Source organism: Shinella sp. AETb1-6 (assembly GCF_009826875.1).
GTDB lineage: Bacteria > Pseudomonadota > Alphaproteobacteria > Rhizobiales > Rhizobiaceae > Shinella > Shinella sumterensis.
In genome coordinates this window covers 1-25,564 of record NZ_WUMM01000002.1, presented here as the reverse complement: position 1 = coordinate 25,564, position 25,564 = coordinate 1, and the positions used below count along the sequence as shown (strand labels likewise).

Here is a 25,564-nt window from a genome sequence, read left to right as displayed (position 1 = left end):
GAGTGGAGGACAAGCATGACGTCGGAACTGCCCCTGTGGGAACCCTCGCAAGACATTCTTACCAAGAGCCCGATGGCGCTCTTCATGAAGGCCGCCGGCGCTGCGGCCGCACGTGATTTCGAGACCTATGACGATCTGCACGCATGGTCCGTTGCGGACCGTGGCGCGTTCTGGACCGCGATATGGGACAGGTGCGACGTCATCGGCGACAGGGGGCAGGTGGCGCTCGAGAATGGCGACGATATGCTCGCCGCCCGGTTCTTCCCCGAGGGCCGGCTGAATTTTGCCGAGAACCTGCTGAGGAAGACCGGCGCAGGCGACGCGATCATCTTCCGCGGTGAGGACAAGGTCTCCTACCGCTGGTCGTGGGACGACCTGCGCGCACGTGTCTCCAGGCTCCAGCAGGCCTTTGCCGCCATGGGCATCGGCGAAGGCGATCGCGTGGCGGCCATGATGCCCAACATGCCGGAAACCATCGCGGCGATGCTGGCGGCGGCATCGCTCGGGGCCATCTGGTCGTCCTGTTCACCCGATTTCGGCGAGCAGGGCGTGCTGGACCGCTTCGGCCAGATCGAGCCGAAGCTGTTCATCGCCTGCGATGCCTACTGGTATGCCGGCAAATTGCAGGACGTCTCCGCCAAGGTGAAGGCGGTTGCGGCCAAGCTCGGCGTACCAGTGCTCGTCGTGCACTATGCCGGCGATGCCGAGGCGCTTGCCGCCGCCCTGCCGGATGGCCGCACCCTCGATGCCCTGATGGCGCCCTTCGAGGCCAGGCCGCTCGAATTCGCCCGGCTCCCCTTCCGCCATCCCCTCTATATCCTGTTTTCCTCCGGCACGACGGGTGTGCCCAAATGCATCGTGCATTCGGCGGGCGGCACCCTGCTCCAGCACCTCAAGGAGCACCACCTGCATTGCGGCCTGGTGGAGAACGATCGGCTGTTCTATTTCACCACCTGCGGCTGGATGATGTGGAACTGGCTGGTGTCCGGCCTCGCCCTGGGCACCACGCTCTGCCTTTTCGACGGCTCGCCCTTCCATCCTGACGGCAACGTGCTCTTCGACTATGCGCAGGACGAGCGCTTCGCGGTCTTCGGCACATCGGCGAAATATATCGACGCGGTGCGCAAGGGCGGCTTCACGCCGCGCACGACGCATGACCTTTCGAGCCTGCGGCTTCTCACCTCGACCGGCTCGCCGCTTTCGCCGGAAGGGTTCTCGTTCGTGTATGAGGGCATCAAGCCGGATGTGCAGCTCGCCTCCATTTCGGGCGGCACGGATATCGTCTCCTGCTTCGTGCTGGGCATACCGCTGAAGCCGGTCTGGCGCGGCGAGATCCAGGGCCCCGGCCTCGGCCTTGCAATGGACGTCTGGAACGAGGACGGCCAGTCGGTGCGGGGCGAAAAGGGCGAGCTTGTCTGCACCCGGGCCTTCCCGTCCATGCCTGTCATGTTCTGGAACGACCCCGATGGGGCGAAGTACAAGGCGGCCTATTTCGAGCGCTTCGATAACATCTGGTGCCACGGCGATTTCGCCGAATGGACCAGCCATGGCGGCATCGTCATCCATGGCCGTTCCGACGCCACGCTCAATCCGGGCGGCGTGCGCATCGGCACGGCGGAAATCTACAATCAGGTCGAGCAACTGGAGGAAATCGTCGAGGCGCTTTGCATCGGGCAGGATTGGGATGACGACGTGCGCGTCGTGCTCTTTGTGCGCCTCGTGCCGGGGAGGGTGCTGGACGAGGCACTGGAAAAGACCATCCGCACGAAAATCCGCACCGGCGCATCCCCGCGCCATGTGCCGGCGAAGATCATCCAGGTCGCCGACATTCCGCGCACCAAGTCCGGCAAGATCGTCGAGCTTGCGGTGCGCGAGGTCGTGCACGGCAGGCCTGTCAAGAACAAGGAGGCGCTGGCCAATCCCGAAGCGCTCGACCTGTTTGCCGGCCTCGAGACGCTCAAATCGTGAGCGTCGCGCGTATTAACGATTTGACGCCTGTCAAATTAACCAAGATTGCGAAGTTGTGAACGAAAGCTTTGTGCCGGAACTGGCCAGGTAAGGATTTGTTAAGGCGGGCTGGCACAAGGTCGTACCAACTTGAGCGCGCCCGATGACGGGCGTATCGGTTGATCCGACCCCGATGGCATGATGCCGTTCACCCTGGCTTTTGTTGGACAGCATGCAAACTATCGGGGCGGCCTTTGGGTCGCCCTTTTTTTATCCGTTCGCCTTGTCGAGCGATCGCGACACCAGAAAGACCGGGATGAGCCCTACCGCGACGATGATCATGGCCGGCACGCCCGCATCTTCCACCTTTGCCCGTGAAGCGTCCTCGTAGACCAGGGTCGCGAGCGTGTTGAAGTTGAACGGCCGCAGCATGATGGTGGCCGAAAGCTCCTTCATGGATTCGATGAAGACGAGCAGCGCCGCCGTCAGAGTCGCCGGGCGCATCATCGGCACGAGCACGCTCCAGAGCGTCTGGCTGCTGGTGCGCCCCAGCGTGCGTGCCGCCATGTCGAGATGCGGCGAGAGCTTGTGGAACCCCGCATCGATCGTGCCTTCGGCCATGGTGAGGAAGCGCACGGTGCAGGCATAGATGATGGCAAAGCCGGTGCCCGACAGCAGGAGGCCTGTCGAAATGCCGAAATTCGCGCGCAGGAAGGCATCCAGCGCATTGTCGAAATTGGCGAGCGGAATGAGCACGCCGATCGCCAGCACCGTTCCCGGCACGCCGTAGCCGAAGGAGGCGAAGCGGCCGGCAGCGGCGTTCAGCCGCGAGCGCGTGGTGCGCGCCGCATAGGCCAGCAGGAAGGCGAGAAGCACGGCGATGATGGCGGTCGATCCGGAAACCAGCACACTGTGCCAGAGCGCCGAAAGAAGCCGCGAAGAGGCAAACTGCTCAAGGCGGCGCAGCGCGTAGCCGCCGAGCACGAAAACGGGAATGGCAAAGCCGATGACGGGCGGCAGCAGGCAGGCGAGGCTCGCCGCCCAGCGCTTCCAGCCCGCAAGCTTGAGCCGGACGGAATCATGCACCGCCGCCGTCGTCTTCTGGCTGGCGAAGCGTTGCCGCCTGCGCGCGGCGCGCTCCACCATCATCAGGCAGATGACGAAGACGAGCATGATGCAGGCGATCTGCGCGGCGCCCGCAAGGCTGCCGCGATTGAGCCAGGTGTCGAAGATCGAGAAGGTCAGGGTCTGGACGCCCAGATATTCGACCGCGCCGATATCGTTCAGCGTTTCCATGGCCACCAGCGTCAGCCCGACCATGATCGCCGGCCGCGCCATGGGGATCTGGATGCGCGCGAAAACCTTCAGCGGCCCCGCGCCGAGCGTGCGCGCCACATCCGCCGCCGCCCGGCCCTGCATCAGGAACATCGAGCGGGCGGAGAGATAGACGTAAGGGTAGAGCACGCTCGACAGCACCAGCATCGCGCCGCCGGTGGTGCGCACTTCGGGGAACCAGTAGTCGCGGCTGGTCTGGAAGCCGAACAGCGCGCGATAGGCGCTCTGGATCGGCCCGGTGAAGGAGAAGAACTCCGCAAACGCATAGGCGCCGAGATAGGCGGGAATGGCGAGCGGTAGCACGAGCAGGCCGGACAGCACGCGGCGGCCGGGAAACTCGCAGCTTGCCACCAGCCAGGCCGTCACCACGCCCACGACGGCCGCGATGGTGGCGACCCCGGCCAGCAGGGTAACGGTGCGCAGCGTGGCGCGCGGAATGACGTTGCTGAAGAGGTGGGGCCAGTTGTCGGTGCCGCCGGTTGCGGCGATCACCACGATGGCGATGGCGGGCATCAGCACGATGGCCGCTGCCAGCACGGCGGAGGCGGAAAGGACCGGATGTCGGGCGGCGCCGGAACGGCGGCGCAGGCTGCGCGCCGGTACGTTTTCAGTAAGGACCTGCACTGCGTTCCCTCGACGATACGGCCCGTCCCGAAAAACATCGCGGATGAGCCGAAAGGCGTTTGTGCCGGTCTAGACCAATCCGGTCAGTCTGCCAACACACGCGGCGAGGGAAAGATCACCTCGACCAGCGTGCCTTCGTTCGGGGTGGAGTTGATGGCGAAGTTCGCCCGGTTGGCATCCACCATCGCCTTGGTCAAAGGCAGGCCGAGCCCGGTGCCGTCGCCGCGCTTGCGCGCACCCGTCGTCACCTGCCGGAACGGCTTCATCGCCTGCTCCAGTTCGCTGCGCGTCATGCCCACGCCGGTATCGCGAATGCGCAGCACAACGCTTCCGTTCGCCTCATAGGCCGTCGAAACGACGATCTGTCCGCCTGACGGCGTGAAGCGGATGGCATTCGACAGGATATTGAGCGCGATCTGCTTGATCGAGCGCAGGTCCGCGACGATCTGCGGCACGTTGGTGGACAGCGATGTGCGGATGATGACGCGCTGGGCATTGGCCTGCGGCTGCACGAGCGCCACGGCCTCCGAGATCGTCTCGTTGAGGCCGACGGCGGTGAACTCCATCTCCATCTCGCCCGCTTCGATCTTGGAAATGTCGAGCAGGTCGTTGACGATATCGAGCACATGGCGGCCGGAGCGGCCGATGTCGTTGGCATATTCGATGTAGCGCGGATGGCCGATCGGCCCGAAGCGCTCCGTCGCCATCATGTCGGAAAAGCCGATGATGGCGTTGAGCGGCGTGCGGATCTCGTGGCTGACGCGCGCGAGGAAATCGCTCTTGTGGGCGTTCGCGGTCTCGGCGGCGCGCTTGGCGTTGCGCAGCTCCTCTTCCGTGCGCTTCCACTGCGTGATGTCGCGGATCACGGCGCAGAAGCCGGCGGAGGAGGAGAGGCGCCCCATGGTCATGAACAGCGGAATGAACCCGCCGGACGCCTCGCGGCCGATGACCTCGCGCCCGTCATTCAGCACGCTGGCAACGCCATGGCCGGAAAGGCCGGTGAGATAATCGAGCACCGCCTTCTGGCTCTCATGGGCAAACAGCATGGCGAAGGGCCGACCGCGCGTTTCGTCCTCGTCATAGTTGAAAAGCGCGCTGGCCGAGCGGTTCATGGAGCGGATATCGCCGTCCTGGCCGACGACGACCACGCCGTCGGTTGCCGTTTCCAGGATGGAGCGAAGCTCGCTGACCTCGACGCGCAGGGCGGATACGGCGGCCTGTTCCTCGGTCCTAGCTTCGGTGTCCGAAGGTGCCGGCGCGGTCTCGACAAGCGAGAGCACCGGCTTTTCCTGTATCGGCGTCAGCGCCAACATCAGCGCGGTGCCATCCTCCCAGCGGATGGACTGGAGACGCGCGCGAACGGTGCTGGTGCTCTCCCCATCGGCGTGGCGCAACATCATGGCGCCGTCATGGTGCTCGGCCTCCTCGTCCCGGCCGGCAAGCAGGATGTCGATGCCGCCGGAGGCTTCCAGATCGCCGAGATCGGCATAGCCGGTCAGGCGGAAGAATTCGGGATTGGCATGGATAAGCCGGTCGCCGACATGCACAAGCAGGGCAACGGGAAGGGCATCCACCACGGCGGCGGTCAGGCCATAGTCCATCTGCCGGCGCGAGGGGGCGAAGCCGCTGCGCTCGCTCGCCGGCTCCTCATGCAGCATGTCGTCGGCATGCGGACCGACTTCGAGGCCGGGCATTTCCGTCTCGTTTTCGGCGGCGAGGGCGGCCTTGGCTGTCTCGTCGATGCCGGCCGTGTCCTCACGGTCCGCGATAACGTCGTCCGTCGCATCCGGCGACGCATGGTCCGTCGGGCGGTCTTCCGGCTTGCGTTTGCCGAAGGTCTCGCCGAGCTGGCGGGCGATCTCGCGGAACGCGGCCTGCTCGCCGGTGGAGAGGCCATCGAGAAGACCGCCACGCATGCGGCGGCTTTCGAACTGCACGACCTTGTCGGAATGGCGCCGGGCCGGCGTCTCGACCAGGCGAAGCGCCGGACGTTCGCCGCGGAACGCATCCTCGCCCTCGGGCGTCGGTTCCGGTGCGGTGGCAGAGGCGACGTCATCCTCCTCGCTGGCTTCCGGCGTGATTTCGGTAGGGGGCTGCGTATCTTCCGCCGGCGCCGGATCGCTGTCCGCGTCCAGTTCGTCCGCCGCCTTTTCCAGCAGCGCCCCGGTTTCTTCCGTCAGGACCTCTTCCACCAGCGCGTCCTGTTCGGTGGGCGTGGTGACGGTCGCAAGTGTCAGGCCGCGCGCATGGGGATCGGCCACCGCATCGGCGATCCGCACGATGCCGAAACCCCGGAAGCCGTCGAATTCGCGGTTGCGCGAATAGGTCGGCAGCGCGGCCAGATCGACCGGCACCACGAGGTTGGTGCCCTCGACCGGCCAGAGGATCGTCTTGCCCGACCAGGTGTCGCGGCGGCGCAGAAGGTCGCCGATCTTGCCATCCGGATCGAGATCGAACCGGGCGGCCACATCGCTGAAGCGTTCACCGGAAATGCCAGCGGCGCGCGGGCCGACGGCGGCGGCGAATTCCTCCGAGATCTCGCTGAACCGGCCTTCGGCATCGATCTTCCAAACGAAGCGGACGGGACGGCCCTGCCGGTTGAAGACAAAACCCGAGGGATCGACGTCCGAGGCCGATGGGTCATCGCCTTCGAGCGCGGCCGGTTGCTCGTCCGCCGTCTCTGCCGGTGTTTCTTCGATCACGGGTTCAGCCGTGACGGCTTGCGTATTTTCAAGCGCAACGACTGTGGCTTCGGGAAGAGGCTCATTCGAAGGACGGTCATCCTCGGCATCGACAGGCTGCTCCGGAACGTCCTCGGTGACGAGGTCGGTGGGCGCTTCTTCCTGAGCGGGTTCGACAGCTGCGCCGTCTGTTACGTCCGCGTGCGGTTCGGCGTCGGCCTCATCGGGATCGAGATGGCCGAGGATCGTTTCGACGGCAAACAGCAGGTGCAGCGCCGGGTCGCTGGAGATGCGGCCGATGGCGGCGGGAAGATGGCCGCGACCTGTGGCGATAGGGCGCTTGACGAGATGGTCGGCGCTGCGGCCGGTGGCCTCCACCAGGGTCCGGCGCGTCTCCGGGCTGATCGCCAGGGCCTCGAATTTTTCCGAGGCGGCGATAACGGCGCCGTCACCGTCGAGCACGGCCATATGGGTGTCCGGATCGTCCAGGCCGGCGATCATCGCCGCGGCGGCGTCCCCCGCGCTCTGCCTGGTGTCGGAAACCGGCGCGCTGAACAGGATGGCGTTTTCGCCCGGACGCAGCGTGATCCCTTCGACGGTCGCGGTCACGGTCGCACTGCGGAAGCCGCTGCCGATGCGCATGAGCAGCGTGCGCCGCTCGCCGGGCGTGCGAACCTGGCGGCCGGTGGCGATGAGCTGGCGGAAGGCGACATCGGTACGCTCAGGCCCGGCATCGAGGAGATCGTAGACATTGTCATGGCCGAAAAGCGTGGCGCCGCGGCCGTTCGACCAGAGCACGCGGTCCAGGTCCTGCGAAAACAGCACGACGGCCTCGCCGCGTGCGAACGGCAGGCGCACCCGTTCATGGACGGCGACGTCGATAAAGGGATACTGTTTTGCGGACATGTTCAGGCCTGAATCTCGATCCGGCACCCCGGCTTTCCATTAACGCTTTATTAATAGCGGCCGGGCGGCAAAGGGTCCAGCTTCGGCGGCCCGCAGCCCCGCGCTTTCAGGAGAAAGGGTTAACGACACCGGGTGTTATTGTGCGCTGCACAATTATGTTGCAATGCGAAAGGAAATCGCCTATATCAAGCTCACTCGAAACATGGTGCCTCTGAAGAGGGCCACATCCAAGGAGCGCAGACAATGGCGACCAAGAAGATCGAAGACGTATTCTCCATCGCATCCATCGACCCGAGCAAGTTTTCCGAAAGCTTCCGCGATTTCGCCGAAAAGGGCGCCGCGCAGACGAAGGAAGCCTATGCCAAGATGAAGGAAGCCGCCGAAGACGCCACCAAGACCGTCGAATCGACGCTTGAGAGCGCGCAGGCCGGCTCCGTCGAACTCGGTCTCAAGGCCATCGATGCGCTTCGCACCAATGCCGAAAACTCGCTGTCGCACATGGAAGCCCTGCTCGGCGTGAAGTCCGTCGCGGAACTGTTCGAACTGCAGACCGCCTTCCTTCGCAAGCAGGCCGAAGTCGCCGTCGAGCAGGCCAAGACCCTTCAGGAAACCTCCAAGAAGGTTGCCGAACGGGTCGCCGCTCCCGGCAAGTCGGCTGCCGAAAAGGCCATGAAGTCCTTCAAGGCCGTCTGAACCGCCTATCGCGAGGCTTCTGCCCGCAGGGTTTGAAATGACCGGGCCATCGCCCGGTCATTTTCGTTTGATGCCGGTAAAAAAGGCTTGAAAAAAGGTGCGGCTGCCCGTATGTGACGCACCAAGCGCGCAGGACGCGCCGTGTGCGGTTGTAGCTCAGTTGGTTAGAGCGCAGGTTTGTGGCACCTGAGGTCAGTGGTTCAACTCCACTCAACCGTACCATTTCTTTTCAGTATTGAAAATCAAGACAGGTTCGTCGTCGGCGGCTGCGCTCTGACTTTCGCAATTTCCCACCGGTCCAGTTTCGTCAAAGAAAGATATCGTGCTCCTGCCGCACGAGTTCCTGAAGGAATTCGGCGACGGTGCGCACGCGGGCGAGGTCGCGCGCGCTTTCGTGCCAGGTGGTCCAGTAGGCGCGGCGGATGGTGTTGGCCGGAAGGACGCGCACGAGCTCGTCGTGTTGCCGGGCAATGTAGTCGTGCAGGATGCCGATGCCGGCCCCCGAGCGCACGGCTTCCGTCTGGCCCGTGGCGCTCGAAATCTCGAAGCCCGCATCCCAGCTGCGCATGATCTCGCCGGTGAAATTGAGCGAGGCGGTGAAGATCAGGTCCTCCACATAGCCCACGCGCCGATGCGCTTTCAGCTCGTCCACCGTTTCCGGCGTTCCGTTCTCCGCAAGATAATCGCGCGAGGCGTAGAGGCCGAGCGTGTAGTCCGTGAGTTTCGAGGAGACGAGGCGGCCCTGCTCGGGCCGTTCGAGCGTGATTGCGATATCCGCCTCGCGCTGTGACAGCGAGAAGGAGCGGGGAACCGGCACAAGCTGGATCTTCAGTTCCGGGTGCCGCGCCGTCAGCTTGCCGAGGCGCGGCGCGAGGAAGGAGACGCCGAAACCGTCCGGCGCGCCGACGCGCACGGTCCCGGCGACGGCGGTATCGATGCGGCCGATGCTTGCCTGCGCCGCCAGCATTTCCGTTTCCATCCGCTCGGCGGCCCGCAGGAACGTCTCGCCCTCCGCCGTCAGGTCGCAGCCATTGGTGCGACGGATGAGAAGGCGGGTCTTCAACGCCTCTTCCAGCGCGCTGACGCGCCGGCTGAGGGTGGCGTGATTGACGCCGAGCCGCCGTGAGGCCGCGAGGATCTGGCCGGTGCGGGCCACCGCCAGGAACATGCGCACGTCATCCCAGTTCATGCGGCCTCCGACTTCAATTCTTGCACAACGGTTCCTTATCTCAGGCGATTGTGTTGTGCAAATTGAAGTGCGATCATCTCCCTATAACAACGGAGGACTCCCCATGTACCAGATCGGCCACTTTATCGACGGCAAGCAGGTGCCCGGCACCAGCGGCCGCACCGCCAATGTCTACAACCCCGCAACCGGCGAAGTGCAGGCGCAGGTCGCGCTCGCCAGCGATGCGGAACTCCAGGCCGCCGTCGACAGCGCGAAGGCCGCGCAGCCCAAGTGGGCGGCCACCAACCCGCAGCGCCGCGCACGCGTCTTCATGAAGTTCGTCGAACTCCTGAACAAGCACATGGACGAGCTGGCGGTCCTGATCTCCAAGGAGCATGGCAAGACGGTCGAGGACAGCAAGGGCGACGTCATCCGCGGCCTGGAAGTCTGCGAATTCGTCATCGGCATCCCGCACCTTGCCAAGAGCGAGTTCACCGAAGGCGCTGGCCCCAACATCGACATGTATTCGATCCGCCAGCCGGTCGGCATCGGCGCGGGCATCACGCCGTTCAACTTCCCCGGCATGATCCCGATGTGGATGTTCGCGCCGGCCATCGCCTGCGGCAACGCCTTCATCCTGAAGCCCTCCGAGCGCGACCCGTCGCTGCCGATCCGCCTTGCCGAACTGATGATCGAAGCCGGTCTGCCGGCCGGCATCCTCAACGTCGTCAACGGCGACAAGAGCGCCGTCGATGGCCTGCTGACGCACCCGGATATCGGCGCGATCTCCTTCGTCGGCTCCACGCCGATCGCCCGCTACGTCTATGGCACGGCTGCCGCAAACGGCAAGCGCGCGCAGTGCTTCGGCGGCGCCAAGAACCACATGATCATCATGCCGGACGCCGATCTCGACCAGGCCGCCAACGCCCTGATGGGCGCCGGCTACGGCTCGGCCGGCGAACGCTGCATGGCGATTTCGGTTGCCGTTCCCGTCGGCGAGGAAACCGCCAACCGCCTGATCGCCAAGCTGACGCCCATGGTCGAGAGCCTGCGCATCGGCCCCTATACCGACGAGAAGGCCGATATGGGCCCGGTCGTGACCAAGGAAGCCCAGACGCGTATCCTCGGTCTTATCGACAAGGGCGTCGAGGAAGGCGCCAAGCTCGTGGTCGACGGCCGCGGCTTCAAGCTGCAGGGCTATGAAGACGGCTACTTCGTCGGCGGCTGCCTGTTCGACAACGTCACGCCGGACATGGAGATCTACAAGACCGAAATCTTCGGCCCGGTTCTCTCCGTCGTTCGCGCCAAGAACTACGAAGAAGCCCTCGACCTGCCGATGAAGCACGAATACGGCAACGGCGTCGCGATCTATACCCGCGACGGTGATGCGGCCCGCGACTTCGCCAGCCGCATCAATATCGGCATGGTCGGCGTCAACGTTCCGATCCCGGTTCCGCTGGCCTACCACTCCTTCGGCGGCTGGAAGTCGTCGTCCTTCGGCGACCTGAACCAGCACGGTACGGACTCCATCAAGTTCTGGACCCGCACCAAGACCGTGACGAGCCGCTGGCCGTCGGGCATCAAGGACGGCGCCGAGTTCGTCATGCCGACGATGAAGTGATCCACCCGGATTGACGATGAAGGGCTCCCTCGCGGGAGCCCTTTTGCGTTGCCGCTTTTTTGTGCTTTGCGAAGAATAGGGCGCAAGCCAGGCCCGTTACCTCCGTGATCATGCCTTTCGGAAGGGACAGGATATGGCATCGGCAGACACTGCGCCGCCCGCCGCCACGGCAGGCGCGTTTCATCGCATCGGGTTTACCGGCAGGGCTTCGGAATATTTCGGTATCTGGATCGTCAACGTCCTCCTGACGATCCTGACCCTCGGCATCTATTCGGCCTGGGCGAAGGTTCGGCGCAATCGTTACTTCTACGGCAACACGGTGCTGCTCGGCCGGTCCTTCGAATACCACGCGCGTGGCCTGCAGATCCTTATCGGCCGCCTGATCGTGGTCGGCGCGATCGCCGTGCTCAACCTCGTCAGCATTTTGAACCCGTTTCTGGCCCTGTTGCCGGCCATCGCCTTTCTCATCGCGCTGCCGTGGCTGGTCGCCAGGGGCCTGCGCTTCAGCGCGCGGGTGACGAGCTACCGCAACGTGCGCTTCGATTTCGTCGGCGGCCCGGGTGGTGCCTTCAAGGCATTCATTCTCGGTAGTGTGATCGCCACGCTCACGCTCGGCATCCTCACGCCGCTCGCCAGCCGCTGGGTGGCGCGCTATGTCGGCGCCAACCTGCGTTACGGCGGCAAGGCTTTCGACACGGATCCCAAGCTCGGCCCGCTGTTCAAGGCGTGGCTGATGTCGGCCGGTGTCGCTGTGGCTGTCCTTGCCGTCGTCGGGGGCTTCGTCGCCCTGAACTTCGAAGCGGTTGTCGATGCGATTGCGGGATCGGCCATCGCCGGCCAGATGACCTTCTCCATCTGGCACTACGTCATCCTCGTCGTCTACATCGCCTTCTTCGTCCTGTTCGGTGTGGTCGGGCTGTTCTATCGGGCCGCCGTGCGCAACATCGTCTGGTCGGCGACGACATTCGATGGCCGGCACAGGCTGCTGAGCGACATGTCGCGCGGGCGCTACATCTGGATCGCCATCTCGAACGTCATCGTGACGATCCTGACCCTCGGCCTGATGCGGCCATGGGCGGCGGTGCGCCTGGCGCGGTATGTCTATGAACACACCGGCGTCACCTTCGTCGGCGATGTCGGCGAGCTGTTCAGCGCCATCGAGGCGCAGGGTTCCGCCGTCGGCGCCGAGTTCATGGACTTCGAGGGGTTCGATTTTGGCTTCTGAAACCGTTGCCAAGGCCGATGGGGCCATCGCCAAGGGGGACTGGCATCCCGCCGGTTCCAGCCGCTCCGTGGAAGCCCTGCTTATTGAAGGGGCGGGGGAGGTTGTTGCCCAGCCCGCCGCAGGCGGCAAGGCGCTTGCCGGCGCCGGCCTCTCGTGGCTGGACATTTCCGGCCGCGTCGGGTCCATTCCCCGCAGGGTGACGTTTCCCGATGGCTCGGTCTTCGAGACCTGGGACAATGACGGCATAGACCGCTACCTCGCTGCGCGGGGCAAGGGCGGTGCCGGTTTCGTGCATTGGCTGGAGCAGTTCCGCCTGCGCCTGATTGTCATCGTCCTCGTCGCCTTCGCGCTCGGCGGCGTCATCTATCGCTGGGGCGTTCCCGCCCTGGTCGAGGTCGCCATCCTGACGACGCCGCCGATCGTTCCCCAGCTCATGGGGCAGGGGACACTGGCGACGCTCGACAAGACGACCTTTTCTGCGACGAAACTGCCGGAGGCGCGCCGCAAGGAAATCATCGACGGTTTCGCCAGGATCGCGGCCCAGTCGCCGCGTGGCGCCAAGGCCTACAACCTCAACTTCCGCGACGGCGGCATCATCGGCCCGAACGCCTTCGCACTGCCGGACGGGACGCTTGTCATCACCGACCAGCTGGTGGAACTGGCGGGAAGCGACACGGAAATGCTGGTCGGGGTGCTCGCCCATGAGATCGGCCATGTCGAACTCGAGCACAGCCTGCGGCAATTCTATCGCGCTGCGGGCATGACGGGCCTCATCATGCTGATCGCCGGCGATGTCGGCTCGGCAATGGAGGACGTGCTGGTACAGGGCGGCGGCCTTCTGGCGCTGTCCTATTCGCGGGCGGCGGAAGCGGAGGCGGATCGGCGCTCGGTCGAGCTGATGGCGAAGGCCGGCTACGATCCGACGGCGATCGCCCGGTTCTTCGGCCTGCTGGAAGACAAGCTGGGTGACCGGTCGGATACCAGCATCCTCTCGACGCATCCGGGCACGCCCGAGCGCAGGAAGGATATCACCGATTACGCGCGGATCATCTCCGGCCAGTCGGACCCGGACCTTCAATAAGCCACATAACCGCCTCCGAAGCGAAGAGCGGAAAACAGAAACGGCGGCCAGGGGCCGCCGTTTCCATTCGCCTTGGGAGGCAGGGATATTACTGCGAAGGACCTTCGTTGTAGCCGACCTTGTCGACGAGTTCCGAGGCCTTCTTGCGGTTGGCCGCGATTTCGGCGAGCGGCAGCGGGTCGGCCTTCAGCGTGCCGAAGGCCTTGACCACGTCGGAGGGCTCGGCACCCGGCAGAACCGGGTATTCGTAGACCTGCTCGGCATAGATCTGCTGGGCGGTGCCGGCCGACAGGAATTCCATCAGCTTCAAGGCATTGTCCTTGTTCGGGGCGTTCTTGGCCATGGCCATGCCAGAAACGTTGACGTGCGCGCCGCGGTCGTTGACGTTCGGGAAGAGCACCTTGATGGCGGCTGCCCATTCCTTCTGCTCGGGCTCCTTCTCGTTGGTCTGCATGAGACCGACATAGTAGGAGTTGCCGAGCGCGAGGTCGCATTCGCCGGCGAGGATCGCCTTCGCCTGGTCGCGGTCGCCGCCGTCGGGCTTGCGGGCGAGGTTGTTCTTCAGGCCCGTCAGCCACTTCTCGGTTTCGGCTTCGCCGTGATGGGCGATCATGGAGGCGATGAGGCCGATATTGTAGGAGTGCTGGCCGTCACGCGTGCAGATCTTGCCCTTCCACTTCGGGTCGGCAAGTTCCTCATAGGTGATTTCGTTCTGCTGGACGCGATCCTTCGAGGCGTAGACGACGCGCGAACGGGTCGTCAGGCCGAACCAGTCGCCATCGGGATCGCGATATTGCGCCGGGATGTCCTTGTTGATGACATCGCTCTGGACCGGCTGTGTCACGCCGCCATCCTTGGCTTCGGTGAGACGCGAGATGTCGACGGTCAGGATGACGTCGGCAGGCGAGTTTGCGCCTTCCGCCTGGATGCGCTCGACAAGGCCCTTGTCGAGGAACAGCACGTTGGTGGCGATGCCGGTTTCCTTGGTGAATTCGTCGAGCAGCGGCTTGATCAGGTCCGGCTGGCGATAGGAATAGATGTTGACTTCGCCGTCTGCATGCGCCGGTGCCACAAAGGCGAGACCTGCGGCCGAGAGGGCAAGGGCGGCGAGGGAAGTCTTGAGCAGTTGCATCGGGTCCTCCTGGTGCATTATTCTTTACTGCAAAAGTCTCCTTTATCGGCTTGCCGACCACAGTCAACCGTACCGTTCATAACATGACTGTGATTTTCCGCTTTTTGGAATTGTTCTAAACGACGAAGTGTCCTATATGTAGTGCGACTGAAAACCGGATTCGGAGTTCCCGATGCGCCTGACGAAGCAAACCAACTATGCTGTCCGCATGTTGATGTACTGCGCAGCAAATGGTGGCAAGCTCAGCCGCATCCCCGAGATCGCCAAGGCCTATGGTGTCTCCGAGCTCTTCCTGTTCAAGATCCTCCAGCCTTTGACGCGCGCAGGCATCATCGAGACCGTGCGCGGCCGCAATGGCGGCGTGCGTCTTCCCAAGCCTGCCAGCGAAATCACGCTGTTCGACGTGGTGCGTGTGACCGAGGACTCCTTCGCCATGGCGGAATGCTTCGAGGCCGGCGAAATCGAATGCCCGCTGGTCGACAGCTGCGGCCTCAATGCGGCGCTGCGCAAGGCGCTGAACGCCTTCTTCGAGGTGCTCCAGCAGTACACGATCGATGATCTGGTGAAGGCCCGTCCGCAGATCGGCATGCTGCTGGGTCTGGAAACCGCGGCGGTTGCCCGCCAGCCAGCGGCCTGACCGCCGGTTTTTTCTTCGGCAGGCCCGGCCTACCGGGTCTCTTCATTCCGGAACGGTGAAACGGGTCGTCCTACGGTCCCGCGCTAGCCTCGCGCCGGACGTATTCCCGCAGCAGGAACTCGATTGCAGTCGGATCGAGCTCCGCCTTGTCGATGCGGAAGTCGACGCCGTAGTCTTCGATTTTCTGGAAATACGCATCGCTGATCGATGACGAGATGACGCCGACCGGGCCGATATAGCCGGCGCGGCGCAGTTCCGGCACGGTTTCCCGGAAGTCGGCCTGCGGCTGAAGCCGGTTGTCCATCAGGATCATGTCCAATGCGACGCCCGAGGAGCGGATGAAATCCAGCGCTCCATCGACCGTCTCCACATAGTGCAGGGTGATTACGTAGCTCGTGACTTTGCGCATCAGTGCGCTGAGAATGACGTTTTCAGCCGGGTCGTCATCAACGAGCAGAATATTTACGTGTGCTGCCATGGTGGGAATGAACCTGTTTGCGAACGCTCTCGTCTCGCCGTGGCTACTCTTGTCCAGACGGTGGATATTAACAAGTCCCTAAGTCTACTATCCCGAACGCTGTGCCATTTTCTTGCAGCTTTACTGGATGATCTGCTCGCGGATCGCCTTGGCCACCATTTGCGTGCGATTGACCACATCGAGCTTCTTCAGGATTGTCGCGGTGTGCGAGTTGACCGTATGCTCCGAAACCGAGACGATGAGCGCGATCTCGCTGGCCGTCTTGCCGTAGGAAATCCACCGCAGGATCTCCGTTTCGCGCGGTGTCAGGCCCATGCCCGCCTTGTTGGCGAGGACCTGGCGATAGAAGTAATCGAAGGCGCAGGTCGCCTCGTAGCAGATCTCGAAATGCTCGGCTCGGCCGATGTCGTCGCCATCGCCGAGGAACAGCACGACGAAGCGCGTGCCGGCGACCGAATGCACCGGCACGGACAGCGCCATGTCGAAGCCGATCTGATCGAGAAAGCTCTCATGCGGGCTGCCCTGGTCGGCCGCACGATCCCGGTCACGCCAGACCGTGGAGATCGTTGAGACATAGAAGCTCTTGAAGAGATCGCTATCGTTGAAGCGATGGCGCTTGTCATAGGCTTCGGCAAGGCCGGCGGGCAAATCGTGCAGCGTCAGCCGCTGTGCCAGCAGGCTCGTTTCGTGCTCGTTCGCCAGCTGCAGCACGCCAAAGTGCTCGAAGCCGTAGCGAAGAGCCATCGTGTGAAAGATACGGAAAAAATCGACGCGGTTGAGAGCTTTCTCAAGGTCGCTTTCAAAATCATACCTTCTGAAATGTTCGTTCAAAGCAATCACGTGGCGTCCACCCCCAGAATCCACGCCGGCAATCTAGCGCCGCAATCTCTGGCAGCAAAGGGTTTTGCCGGACAAATTCATGGTGTCTCTCCTTTTTTCACGGTGTTATCAGCGCAATCCGTTGAGTTTTATGCACAATTTAACATGCGTTCGCGTGACGCCGTTCCGGTGTGCGCTGTGGTGTATTGACGCCCTGCCGGTCAGGCACGAAAGCATAACACGTTAGGGGAACGCCCGGTTCCGCAGTGCCCCTGGTCCATATCGAGGCTGTGGAGAAGGATATTTTTCCGGTTTTTTCCGTTTGGACAAAATTGTGGTCCGACTTATTGCAATCCGCCGGCAAATGTCGTTCCATCCAGCCCAAGGCTGGCGCAGGACATGCGCATGAGCCTGACAACAGAACAAAAAAGCAAACCTGGGAAGCTCACTATGAAAAAGCTGACTACTCTCCTCGCAGCGACGGCGCTTGCCTCCATGATGGCAACGGCCGCCTGGTCGAAGACTCTGGTCTATTGCTCGGAAGCCTCGCCGGAAGGGTTCGACCCCGGCCTCTACACGGGCGGCCAGACCTTCGATGCCGCATCGCGTACCGCTTACAACCGTCTCGTCGAGTTCAAGCATGGCAGCACCGAGCTGGAGCCGGGCCTCGCCGAGAGCTGGGAAGTTTCGGCCGATGGCAAGGAATACACCTTCAAACTTCGTCCGGGCGTCAAGTTCCAGACGACGGAGTATTTCACGCCGACCCGCGAGCTGAACGCCGACGACGTCATCTTCTCGTTCGAGCGCCAGTACAAGGAAGACAATGCCTGGAACAAGTATGTTGCCGGCGCGTCCTGGGAATACTTCGCCGGCATGGGCTTTCCGGACCTGATCGAGAAGATCGAGAAGGTCGACGACCTCACCGTCAAGTTCGTGCTGAAGCGCCCCGAAGCGCCGTTCCTGGCCAATCTCGGCATGGACTTCGCCTCGATCCTCTCCAAGGAATATGCCGACAAGCTGCAGGCCGACGGCAAGATGGAGCTGCTGAACCAGCAGCCGCTCGGCACGGGCCCGTTCGCCTTCGTCGCCTACCAGACCGACGCCGCGATCCGCTACAAGGCCAACCCGGACTACTGGAACGGCAAGCAGCCGATCGACGACCTCGTTTTCGCCATCACCACGGACGCTGCCGTGCGTGCGCAGAAGCTCAAGGCCGGCGAATGCCACATCATGGCCTATCCGAACGCCGCTGACGTCGAAGACCTGAAGAAGGACGAGAACCTGACGGTCGTCGAGCAGGAAGGCCTGAACGTCGCCTACCTCGCCTACAACACGCTGGTTCCGCCGTTCGACAAGGTCGAGGTCCGCAAGGCGCTCAACATGGCCGTCGATCGCCAGGCCATCGTCGACGCCGTCTTCCAGGGTGCGGCCACCGTCGCGAAGAACCCGATCCCGCCGACCATGTGGTCGTACAACAACGCCGTCGAAGACGACAAGTACGATCCGGAAGCGGCCAAGAAGATGCTCGAAGACGCCGGCGTCAAGGATCTCAAGATGAAGATCTGGGCCATGCCGGTTGCCCGTCCGTACATGCTGAACGCCCGCCGCGCAGCCGAGCTGATGCAGGCCGACCTCGCCAAGATCGGCGTCGAGGCCGAGATCGTCTCCTACGAATGGGCCGAGTACCTGAAGCTCTCCTCCGCCAAGGACCGCGACGGCGCGGCCATCCTCGGCTGGACGGGCGATAACGGCGACCCGGACAACTTCCTCGACACCCTGCTCGGCTGCGACGCCGTGGGCGGCAACAACCGCGCGCAGTGGTGCAACGAGGAGTTCGATGCGCTGGTGACCAAGGCGAAGGAAACCGCCGATATCGGCGAGCGCACGAAGCTCTACGAACAGGCGCAGGTCGTCTTCAAGCGCGAAGCGCCGTGGAACACGCTGGACCACTCACTCGTCGTCGTTCCCATGAGCAAGAAGGTCACGGGCTTCAAGATGGACCCGCTCGGCATTCACCGCTTTGACGGTGTCGACATCGCCGAGTAAGATCGCATAGAGAACGGCACGCCGCAAAGAGCGTGCAATGGCCGGCGGCCCGAAGATATTCGGGCCGCCGGTTTTTCAAAAATAAGAAGGGATTGGCTCCCATGTTTCGCTTTATCTTCGGACGGCTCGCCGTCCTGATACCCACGTTCCTCGGGGTATCGATCATCGCGTTCTCCTTCATTCGACTTCTGCCCGGCGATCCGGTCATGCTGATGTCGGGTGAACGCGTGATGTCGCCGGAACGGCACACCCAGATCATGCACCAGCTGGGGCTGGATCGGCCGATGTACGTCCAATACTTCGATTACCTCACCGGCCTGCTCACCGGCGACTTCGGCTCGTCCATCGTGACCAAGCGCCCGGTGCTGGACGACTTCCTGCAACTGTTTCCGGCAACGTTGGAGTTGGCGCTCTGCGCCATCATCGTCGCCATGGTGCTCGGCATTCCCGCCGGCGTGTTCGCCGCGGTGAAACGCGGCACCTGGTTCGACCAGTCGATCATGGGCGTCGCGCTCGTCGGCTACTCGATGCCCATCTTCTGGTGGGGCCTGTTGCTCATCATCTTCTTCTCCGGCTATCTCGGCTGGACACCGGTTTCGGGGCGCATCTCGGCGATGTACTTCTTCCCGCCCGTGACCGGTTTCATGCTGATCGACAGCCTGCTGTCAGGACAGACCGGCGCATTCAAGTCTGCCGCGACATACCTGATCCTGCCGACGGTCGTGCTGTCCACGATCCCGCTGGCCGTCATCGCGCGCCAGACACGTTCGGCCATGCTCGAAGTGCTCGGCGAGGACTATGTCCGCACCGCCCGCGCCAAGGGTCTCTCGCCGTTCCGCGTGATCGGGGTGCACGCCCTGCGCAACGCCATGATCCCCGTCATCACCACGATCGGCCTGCAGGTCGGCGTGCTGCTCGCGGGCGCCATTCTCACGGAGTCGATCTTCTCCTGGCCGGGCATCGGCAAGTGGATGGTCGATAGCGTCTTCAAGCGCGACTATGCCGTGGTGCAGGGTGGCCTGATGCTGATCGCCGGCGTCATCATGATCGTCAACCTCGTGGTCGACCTGCTTTACGGCTGGATCAACCCGCGCATCCGGCACTAGGAGACGGCCCATGAGCATCGTTCAGAACACGGCCGAAACCAAGACGGGTGGCACGCCGCCCTCAGGCCTTTCCGAATTCTGGTATTACTTCTCGCGCAACAAGGGCGCCGTCATCGGCCTCTTTGTTTTCCTCTTCATTCTGTTCATGGCGATCTTCGCGCCCTTCGTTGCTCCGCACAGTCCGAGCATCCAGAACCGTGAACTTCTCCTCTTGCCGCCTGTCTTCCAGCAGGGCGGGTCCTGGGGACACATCCTGGGCACGGACGCCGTCGGTCGCGATATCCTTTCGCGCATCATCTACGGCGCGCGCTTCTCGCTGTTCATCGGTCTCGTCGTCGTGACGCTGTCGGTGGTGTCGGGCGTTCTGATCGGTCTCGTCGCGGGCTATTTCCGCGGCAAGGTCGATACGTTCATCATGCGCATCATGGACATCATCCTGGCGTTTCCCTCGCTGCTGCTGGCGCTCGTGCTCGTGGCGGTTCTGGGGCCGGGCCTGCTGAACGCGATGATCGCCATCTCGCTCGTCAACCAGCCGCATTTCGTGCGCCTGACGCGCGCGGCGGTCATGACCGAAAAGTCGAAGGACTATGTCGTCGGCTCGAAGGTCGCGGGCGCGGGCACGCTGCGGCTGATGTTCCTGACCATCCTGCCGAACTGCCTGGCGCCGCTCATCGTGCAGGCGACGCTCGCCTTCTCGGCGGCGATCCTCGATGCGGCCGCCCTCGGCTTCCTCGGCATGGGCGCCCAGCCGCCGACGCCGGAATGGGGCACGATGCTCGCCGAGGCACGTGAATTCATCCAGCGCGCCTGGTGGGTCGTCACGTTCCCCGGCCTTGCCATCCTGATCACCGTGCTTGCCATCAACCTCATGGGTGACGGCCTGCGCGACGCCCTCGATCCCAAGCTGAAGAGGTCGTGATGTCGCTTCTCGAAGTCAAAAACCTCACCGTCGAGTTCCAGACGGCGTCCGGCCCCTTCCGCGCCGTGGACGGTGTCTCGCTCAAGGTCGACGAGGGCGAGGTTCTCGCCATCGTCGGCGAATCGGGTTCGGGCAAATCGGTGTCCATGCTCGCCGCCATGGGGCTTCTGCCCTGGACGGCGAAGGTGACGGCGGATGTCCTCACCTTCAACGGCCGCGACATGCGGACGATGTCGGACGCGGAACGCCGCAAGATCATCGGCAAGGACATCGCCATGATCTTCCAGGAGCCCATCGCCAGCCTCAATCCGTGCTTCACGGTCGGATACCAGATCGAGGAGGTGCTGCGCATCCACACAGACCTGTCGCGCAGGGCGCGGCGGGAGCGGGCCATCGAACTCTTCCAGTCCGTCGGTATCCCGAACCCGGAAGAGCGCCTTGGCCATTTCCCGCACCAGATGTCGGGCGGCCAGTGCCAGCGTGTGATGATCGCGACGGCGCTTGCCTGCAATCCGAAGCTCCTGATTGCCGACGAGCCGACCACCGCGCTCGACGTGACGATCCAGAAGCAGATCCTCGACCTCCTGATGAAGCTCCAGGCCGAACACGGCATGGGCCTCATCATCATCACCCACGACATGGGCGTCGTTGCCGAAACCGCCGACCGCGTCATCGTGCAGTACAAGGGCCGCCAGATCGAGGAAGCCGATGTGCTGTCGCTCTTCTCGGCCCCGAAAAGCGTCTACACCAAGGCCCTTCTGGCAGCCCTGCCGGAGAACGCCACCGGCGGACGCCTGCCGACGATCACGGAAAAGCTGACCGACGCCGAGATTTTCGCGGGAGCCATGCGATGACCCCAGTTCTCGAAGCCAAGAACCTGAAACGCGACTACCACATTCCCGGCGGTCTCTTGAAACCGTCGAAGACCGTTCACGCCGTCAAGGGCGTGAGCTTCAAGGTCGAGCAGGGCAAGACGCTCGCCATCGTCGGCGAGAGCGGCTGCGGCAAGTCCACCGTCGCGCGCATGGTGACGATGATCGACCCGATCACGTCAGGTGAAATGCTGATCGACGGACGCAGGATCGACATCGCCAGCGAGCCGCTGACGCCGGAAATGCGCAGCAAGGTGCAGATCGTCTTCCAGAACCCCTATGGTTCGCTCAATCCGCGCAAGAAGATCGGCGACATCCTCACCGAGCCGCTGGTCATCAACACCAAGGTCCCGGCCGGCGAGCGGCGCGACCGCGCCATGGCCATGCTCAAGAAGGTGGGCCTGGAGGAGAAGCATTACGGGCGCTACCCGCACATGTTCTCCGGCGGCCAGCGCCAGCGCGTGGCGATTGCCCGCGCGCTGATGCTCAATCCACGCCTTCTGGTGCTGGACGAGCCGGTCTCCGCGCTCGATCTGTCGGTGCAGGCGCAGGTGCTCAACCTGCTCGCGGATCTGCAGGACGAGTTCCAGCTGACCTATGTCTTCATCAGCCACGACCTTTCGGTCGTGCGCCATATCGCCGACGACGTGATGGTGATGTACTTCGGCGAGGCCGTGGAATACGGCAGCCGCGACCAGGTCTTCAACGACCCGAAGCACGATTACACCAAGACGCTGTTTGCCGCGACGCCGCGCGTCGACGTGGATGCCATCCGCGCCCGCATCGAACGGCGCAAGCGCGTCGCCTGATGCCACAATCCGCCGGCCGGATCCGTGCCGGCGGATTTTGCCACTGGCGTCGCTGCCGGTGGCCCCGTATAGACGGCTACCGCTCTTGCGGACACATTTTCCACACCTGACAGGAACGAGACATGGACATCAAACGCTTTGAAACCGGCCCGCGCATGAGCCAGGCCGTCGTGCACAACGGCACCGTATATCTGGCCGGTCAGGTCGGCGAAGCCGGTTCGGATGTGACGGAACAGACGAAGCAGGCCCTGGCCGAGGTGGACCGCCTGCTGGCACTTGCCGGAACCGACAAGACCCGCATCCTCTCCGCCCAGATCTGGCTGGCTGATATGGCCGACTTTTCCAAGATGAATGCCGTCTGGGACGCCTGGGCGCCGCAGGGCCACACGCCGGCCCGTGCCACCGGCGAATCCAAGCTCGCCACGCCGGATTACCTGGTCGAAGTCATCGTCGTCGCCGCGCTCTGAGCGCGACAGCACGACGGACCCGATCACATGACTGAAATGCAAAAGGCCCGCTCGCGCGGGCCTTTCTGTTGATGCCTGTCCTGTCAGGCCGACTTCGACAGCCGCGACTGCTCGTCGAAGAACAGCGCCTGGCTGATCAGCGCCTTCACCATGTCCGGATTGAACGGCTTGGTGACGAGGAAGGCCGGCTCCGGCTTTTCGCCCGTGAGAAGGCGCTCCGGGAAGGCGGTGATGAAGATCACCGGGATCGTGCTGGTCTTGAGGATATCGTTGACCGCATCGATGCCCGAGCTGCCGTCGGCGAGCTGGATATCGGCGAGGACCATGCGCGGCGCGGTGCGATTGTAGAGCTCCACAGCTTCCGCATGGGTGCGGGCAATACCCGTGACGTTATGGCCGAGGCCGCGCACCATGTCCTCGATGTCCATGGCGATCAGCGGCTCGTCCTCGATGATCATGATATCGGTCGCGACCTGGCTGGAGATGTCACGCGATGCCTGTTCGAGAAGTGAGGCAAACGCCTCTTCCGAGACATCGAGAATATCGGCGCCCTCGGCGACGTCGAAGCCTTCGACGGCAACGAGCAGGAAGGCCTTGCGCTCTGCCGGCGGCAGGTTGGCGAGGTTGGCCGCAGCCTGCCGCTCCCAGCCGAAGGGCGACGTGTTCTCCGGCAGCGCGATGTCGAGGTTCTCGAACAGCGTGCAATAGAGCCGGTAAAGGGCGTTGCGGTCGCTACGGCCTTGCGGATAGAGGGATATATCGGCGACGAGCGCTTCCAGCATGGCGGCCACATAGGCGTCGCCGGATGTCTGGGAACCCGTCACAGCCCGGGAAAAACGCCTCAAATAGGCGAGATGCGGTGCGATACGGGTGGACAGTGACATTTCGTTCTCCCTGACTGTGTTCCTCATCGGAACAGTTTCCGCTAGAATTCATTATGCGGAAACGAATTGGTAGCATGCTGGCGCTACGTGACTATTGGTAATGTTGGGCAAAAGGAAGATAACGGGCGGCAGACGATGGAAGCAAGACCATGATCGAGCCCAGTAAGAACAAGAGCGGGACCCACGGCGTTGCCGCGGACACGACGTCCTTCGACCCCAACGGCCCGATCGGCCGCAAGCTCAAGTCCTTTTACGACGTGATTGAAACCGAAGATGTGCCGGACCGCCTTCTCGAACTCCTGGAGAAGCTCGACGAAGCAGAGCGCAAGGCGACGGGCGGGTCCTGACGGCATTCAACGTCCCTGATAGCAGACATCAAGAAACGGGCCGATGGGCCCGTTTCCTGTTTTCCTGGCGTTGATGCTCAGCGGCAACGGGCTTCGTAGCGGTGGCCGCGACGGTCGCGGTAGATGCAGTAGCCGCTGCGATCGGAGCGGGCGATCAGGTAGCCCGCGGCGCCGCCCACGGCCGCACCCACCAGCGCGCCTCCGGCGCGACCGGTTACCGCGCCACCGATAATGGCACCGGATGCAGCGCCGATGGCGGTCCCGCGCTCGGTCTGGCTGCACGCGGAAAGCGTGATGGTTGAGGCTACGAGGGTAAGGGCTACGATAGTCTTCTTCATGGTTCCGGCTCCGGTCTTGGGTTTGGTCAGATGCGTCCCATCAGGACGAGGATGAGAAGGATGACGACGATGAGGCCGAGGCCGCCGGACGGGCCATAGCCCCAGCTGCGGCTGTATCCCCAGTTCGGCAGGGCGCCGATGAGAAGAAGGATCAGGATGACGAGGAGGATGGTGCCGAGCATGTATGCGTCCTTTCATGTCCCACGCAGTCGAGCGATGGCACGAAAACGCCGCAATTCGAAATTTGTTCCCGCAAATGTGACAGACCGCGTCGACTATCTTCATCGCTTGTGGCAGACCGTGACGGGCTGCGTCGATCGGGAACTTTTTCGGGAAGGCTTCGTTTTCCTGCCATCAACGGAAGGAGTTCGAAAATGCTTTATTACGCTGTCGTCTTTCTCGTCATCGCACTCGTCGCCGGTCTTCTCGGCTTCGGCGGCATCGCCGGTGCCTCTGCCGGTATCGCGCAGATCCTGTTCTTCGTCTTCCTTGCCCTCCTGGTGCTGTCGCTTATTGCGGGCCTGTTCCGTCGGGCATCGTAAGACGACCATGGATCGAGATTATGAAGAGCGGCGTCCGGGGACGCCGCTCTTTGCATTTCAGGCCGTCTTGCGGCCTTCATCGGCATTGGATAGTCATCTCGGTGTTCCCTCAATTCCTGTGAGTCCCGCCGATGAAATCCCTAGAACTCCTGGTCGAGCGCATCATTCTGTCGAGCCGCTGGGTGCTGGTCATCTTCTATCTCGGCCTTGTGGCGGCACTTGGCGTCTACGCCCTGTCGTTCCTGTCCAAGTTCGTCAAGGTCGCGAAGAACGTCTTCATCTACGACGATGCCGAGATGATCCTGGCCATGCTGGGCCTCATCGACGCCGCCCTGGTGGCGAGCCTGATCCTCATGGTGATGATCGCCGGCTACGAGAACTTCGTCAGCCGCTTCGATGAAGGCCAGGCCGATGTCTCGTTCATCGGCAAGCTCGATTCCGGCAGCTTGAAGATCAAGGTCGCCTCTTCGATCGTTGCGATCTCGTCGATCCACCTGCTTCAGGTCTTCCTCAATGTGCAGCAATACAGCGATGCGAAGCTGATGTGGCTGACGATCATGCATCTCGCCTTCGTCGTGTCCGCTCTGCTGCTCGGCTTTCTCGAGCAGATCATGGCGAGACTGAAAGGCTGATCCCTCTATCCGGGAAGGAAGGGGAGGGCGCCGCGGTCAGCCGCCGGCGCCCTTTTTGCGTTTAGGCGTCAAGCGAAAAGGCGTCTTCATCCCCGATATTCCTGTTTTGCACCGGGTCGCCGGAACCATTTTCAACGCGCGGGACCCACTTGTGGTACGACTGTACCGGAGGCGGGGCATGAGGTGACGGCAAACGGCGGTCTATCGCAGCCCAAAAAGCCCCTTCATTCGAATTCCTCTTTAAAAACCAGAGCC

The 25,564-nt window shown here is 63.1% G+C and carries 26 protein-coding genes and 1 tRNA gene; 17 read left to right on the top strand and 10 right to left on the bottom strand.

Annotated elements, in window-relative coordinates; all coding sequences use genetic code 11:
• Positions 1 to 15 precede the first annotated feature (15 nt).
• Positions 16 to 1,968: an acetoacetate--CoA ligase gene (locus tag GR158_RS03385; RefSeq protein WP_160870007.1), complete on the top strand. Its 1,953-nt coding sequence runs from the start codon at positions 16 to 18 to the stop codon at positions 1,966 to 1,968.
• Between the two features lie 249 nt (positions 1,969 to 2,217).
• Here GR158_RS03385 and GR158_RS03380 read toward each other — a convergent pair whose 3' ends face one another.
• Both GR158_RS03380 and GR158_RS03375 read right to left on the bottom strand, forming a co-directional pair.
• Positions 2,218 to 3,795, bottom strand: coding sequence for an iron ABC transporter permease (locus tag GR158_RS03380; protein ID WP_160870280.1), 1,578 nt, complete (start codon positions 3,793 to 3,795; stop codon positions 2,218 to 2,220).
• Between the two features lie 194 nt (positions 3,796 to 3,989).
• A complete protein-coding gene (locus GR158_RS03375) occupies positions 3,990 to 7,493 on the bottom strand; it encodes an ATP-binding protein (RefSeq protein ID WP_160870005.1) in 3,504 nt (1,167 codons plus the stop codon).
• A 243-nt stretch (positions 7,494 to 7,736) separates the two neighbouring features.
• Between GR158_RS03375 and GR158_RS03370 the strand changes: the two genes are divergently transcribed.
• On the top strand, positions 7,737 to 8,186 hold the full coding sequence (locus GR158_RS03370; RefSeq protein WP_160870003.1) for a phasin: 450 nt from the start codon (positions 7,737 to 7,739) through the stop codon (positions 8,184 to 8,186).
• Positions 8,187 to 8,331: 145 nt separating this feature from the next.
• A tRNA-His gene (locus tag GR158_RS03365) sits at positions 8,332 to 8,408 on the top strand.
• Positions 8,409 to 8,493: 85 nt separating this feature from the next.
• Here GR158_RS03365 and GR158_RS03360 read toward each other — a convergent pair.
• Positions 8,494 to 9,375 (bottom strand): LysR family transcriptional regulator, encoded by an 882-nt coding sequence (locus GR158_RS03360; protein ID WP_134649739.1) that lies wholly within the window; start codon positions 9,373 to 9,375, stop codon positions 8,494 to 8,496.
• Positions 9,376 to 9,478: 103 nt separating this feature from the next.
• Here GR158_RS03360 and GR158_RS03355 point away from each other — a divergent pair, with 103 nt between their 5' ends.
• From GR158_RS03355 to GR158_RS03345, 3 genes are all read left to right on the top strand, one after another.
• Entirely contained in the window at positions 9,479 to 10,975 is a 1,497-nt protein-coding gene (locus GR158_RS03355) for a CoA-acylating methylmalonate-semialdehyde dehydrogenase (protein ID WP_160870001.1), read from the top strand.
• Positions 10,976 to 11,108: 133 nt separating this feature from the next.
• Entirely contained in the window at positions 11,109 to 12,200 is a 1,092-nt protein-coding gene (locus GR158_RS03350; RefSeq protein ID WP_160869999.1) for a YjgN family protein, read from the top strand.
• Positions 12,190 to 13,281: a M48 family metallopeptidase gene (locus GR158_RS03345; protein WP_246665530.1), complete on the top strand. Its 1,092-nt coding sequence runs from the start codon at positions 12,190 to 12,192 to the stop codon at positions 13,279 to 13,281. The genes GR158_RS03350 and GR158_RS03345 overlap by 11 nt, the downstream gene beginning before the upstream one ends.
• A gap of 88 nt (positions 13,282 to 13,369) precedes the next feature.
• Here GR158_RS03345 and GR158_RS03340 read toward each other — a convergent pair whose 3' ends face one another.
• A complete protein-coding gene (locus GR158_RS03340; RefSeq protein ID WP_134649743.1) occupies positions 13,370 to 14,413 on the bottom strand; it encodes a Fe(3+) ABC transporter substrate-binding protein in 1,044 nt (347 codons plus the stop codon).
• Between the two features lie 172 nt (positions 14,414 to 14,585).
• On the opposite strand from GR158_RS03340, the gene rirA reads away from it, so the two are divergent.
• Positions 14,586 to 15,050 carry an iron-responsive transcriptional regulator RirA gene (rirA, locus tag GR158_RS03335; RefSeq protein WP_134649744.1) on the top strand — a complete coding sequence of 155 codons (465 nt, stop codon included), beginning with the start codon at positions 14,586 to 14,588 and terminating at the stop codon, positions 15,048 to 15,050.
• A gap of 70 nt (positions 15,051 to 15,120) precedes the next feature.
• Here rirA and GR158_RS03330 read toward each other — a convergent pair whose 3' ends face one another.
• Together GR158_RS03330 and GR158_RS03325 are read right to left on the bottom strand one after the other, a co-directional pair.
• Complete coding sequence (locus GR158_RS03330) at positions 15,121 to 15,528, bottom strand: response regulator (protein ID WP_160869997.1); 408 nt, start codon at positions 15,526 to 15,528, stop codon at positions 15,121 to 15,123.
• Between the two features lie 120 nt (positions 15,529 to 15,648).
• A complete protein-coding gene (locus GR158_RS03325) occupies positions 15,649 to 16,272 on the bottom strand; it encodes a LuxR family transcriptional regulator (RefSeq protein WP_160869995.1) in 624 nt (207 codons plus the stop codon).
• A 3-nt stretch (positions 16,273 to 16,275) separates the two neighbouring features.
• Here GR158_RS03325 and GR158_RS03320 point away from each other — a divergent pair, with 3 nt between their 5' ends.
• From GR158_RS03320 to GR158_RS03290, 7 genes are all read left to right on the top strand, one after another.
• The gene (locus tag GR158_RS03320) at positions 16,276 to 16,557 is read left to right on the top strand and encodes a hypothetical protein (protein ID WP_160869993.1); all 282 of its coding nucleotides are present in this window, start codon (positions 16,276 to 16,278) and stop codon (positions 16,555 to 16,557) included.
• Between the two features lie 240 nt (positions 16,558 to 16,797).
• On the top strand, positions 16,798 to 18,393 hold the full coding sequence (locus tag GR158_RS03315) for an ABC transporter substrate-binding protein (protein ID WP_134649748.1): 1,596 nt from the start codon (positions 16,798 to 16,800) through the stop codon (positions 18,391 to 18,393).
• Between the two features lie 101 nt (positions 18,394 to 18,494).
• Positions 18,495 to 19,499, top strand: coding sequence for an ABC transporter permease subunit (locus tag GR158_RS03310; RefSeq protein WP_134649749.1), 1,005 nt, complete (start codon positions 18,495 to 18,497; stop codon positions 19,497 to 19,499).
• 10 nt (positions 19,500 to 19,509) lie between these two features.
• Positions 19,510 to 20,418, top strand: coding sequence for an ABC transporter permease subunit (locus GR158_RS03305; RefSeq protein WP_134649750.1), 909 nt, complete (start codon positions 19,510 to 19,512; stop codon positions 20,416 to 20,418).
• Positions 20,418 to 21,272, top strand: a complete 855-nt coding sequence (locus GR158_RS03300) for an ABC transporter ATP-binding protein (RefSeq protein ID WP_160869991.1) — start codon at positions 20,418 to 20,420, stop codon at positions 21,270 to 21,272. The genes GR158_RS03305 and GR158_RS03300 overlap by 1 nt, the downstream gene beginning before the upstream one ends.
• The gene (locus GR158_RS03295) at positions 21,269 to 22,099 is read left to right on the top strand and encodes a dipeptide ABC transporter ATP-binding protein (protein WP_134649752.1); all 831 of its coding nucleotides are present in this window, start codon (positions 21,269 to 21,271) and stop codon (positions 22,097 to 22,099) included. The genes GR158_RS03300 and GR158_RS03295 overlap by 4 nt, the downstream gene beginning before the upstream one ends.
• Positions 22,100 to 22,221: 122 nt before the next feature.
• Entirely contained in the window at positions 22,222 to 22,566 is a 345-nt protein-coding gene (locus tag GR158_RS03290) for a RidA family protein (RefSeq protein ID WP_134649753.1), read from the top strand.
• Between the two features lie 83 nt (positions 22,567 to 22,649).
• Here GR158_RS03290 and GR158_RS03285 read toward each other — a convergent pair whose 3' ends face one another.
• Positions 22,650 to 23,450, bottom strand: coding sequence for a response regulator (locus GR158_RS03285; protein WP_134649754.1), 801 nt, complete (start codon positions 23,448 to 23,450; stop codon positions 22,650 to 22,652).
• 149 nt (positions 23,451 to 23,599) lie between these two features.
• Between GR158_RS03285 and GR158_RS03280 the strand changes: the two genes are divergently transcribed.
• Positions 23,600 to 23,797, top strand: coding sequence for a NepR family anti-sigma factor (locus tag GR158_RS03280; protein WP_160869989.1), 198 nt, complete (start codon positions 23,600 to 23,602; stop codon positions 23,795 to 23,797).
• Positions 23,798 to 23,874: 77 nt separating this feature from the next.
• Here GR158_RS03280 and GR158_RS03275 read toward each other — a convergent pair whose 3' ends face one another.
• Positions 23,875 to 24,135 carry a YMGG-like glycine zipper-containing protein gene (locus GR158_RS03275; RefSeq protein WP_160869987.1) on the bottom strand — a complete coding sequence of 87 codons (261 nt, stop codon included), beginning with the start codon at positions 24,133 to 24,135 and terminating at the stop codon, positions 23,875 to 23,877.
• Between the two features lie 26 nt (positions 24,136 to 24,161).
• Positions 24,162 to 24,317 (bottom strand): DUF3309 family protein, encoded by a 156-nt coding sequence (locus tag GR158_RS03270; protein WP_134649756.1) that lies wholly within the window; start codon positions 24,315 to 24,317, stop codon positions 24,162 to 24,164.
• 192 nt (positions 24,318 to 24,509) lie between these two features.
• Between GR158_RS03270 and GR158_RS03265 the strand changes: the two genes are divergently transcribed.
• Positions 24,510 to 24,677: a DUF1328 domain-containing protein gene (locus tag GR158_RS03265; protein ID WP_134649757.1), complete on the top strand. Its 168-nt coding sequence runs from the start codon at positions 24,510 to 24,512 to the stop codon at positions 24,675 to 24,677.
• Between the two features lie 131 nt (positions 24,678 to 24,808).
• On the top strand, positions 24,809 to 25,309 hold the full coding sequence (locus GR158_RS03260; RefSeq protein ID WP_134649758.1) for a TIGR00645 family protein: 501 nt from the start codon (positions 24,809 to 24,811) through the stop codon (positions 25,307 to 25,309).
• A 61-nt stretch (positions 25,310 to 25,370) separates the two neighbouring features.
• On the opposite strand, the gene GR158_RS25245 is transcribed toward GR158_RS03260, so the two are convergent.
• Positions 25,371 to 25,564, bottom strand: a 194-nt coding sequence (locus tag GR158_RS25245) for a hypothetical protein (RefSeq protein WP_210253298.1), incomplete at its 5' end; no start/stop codon positions are given.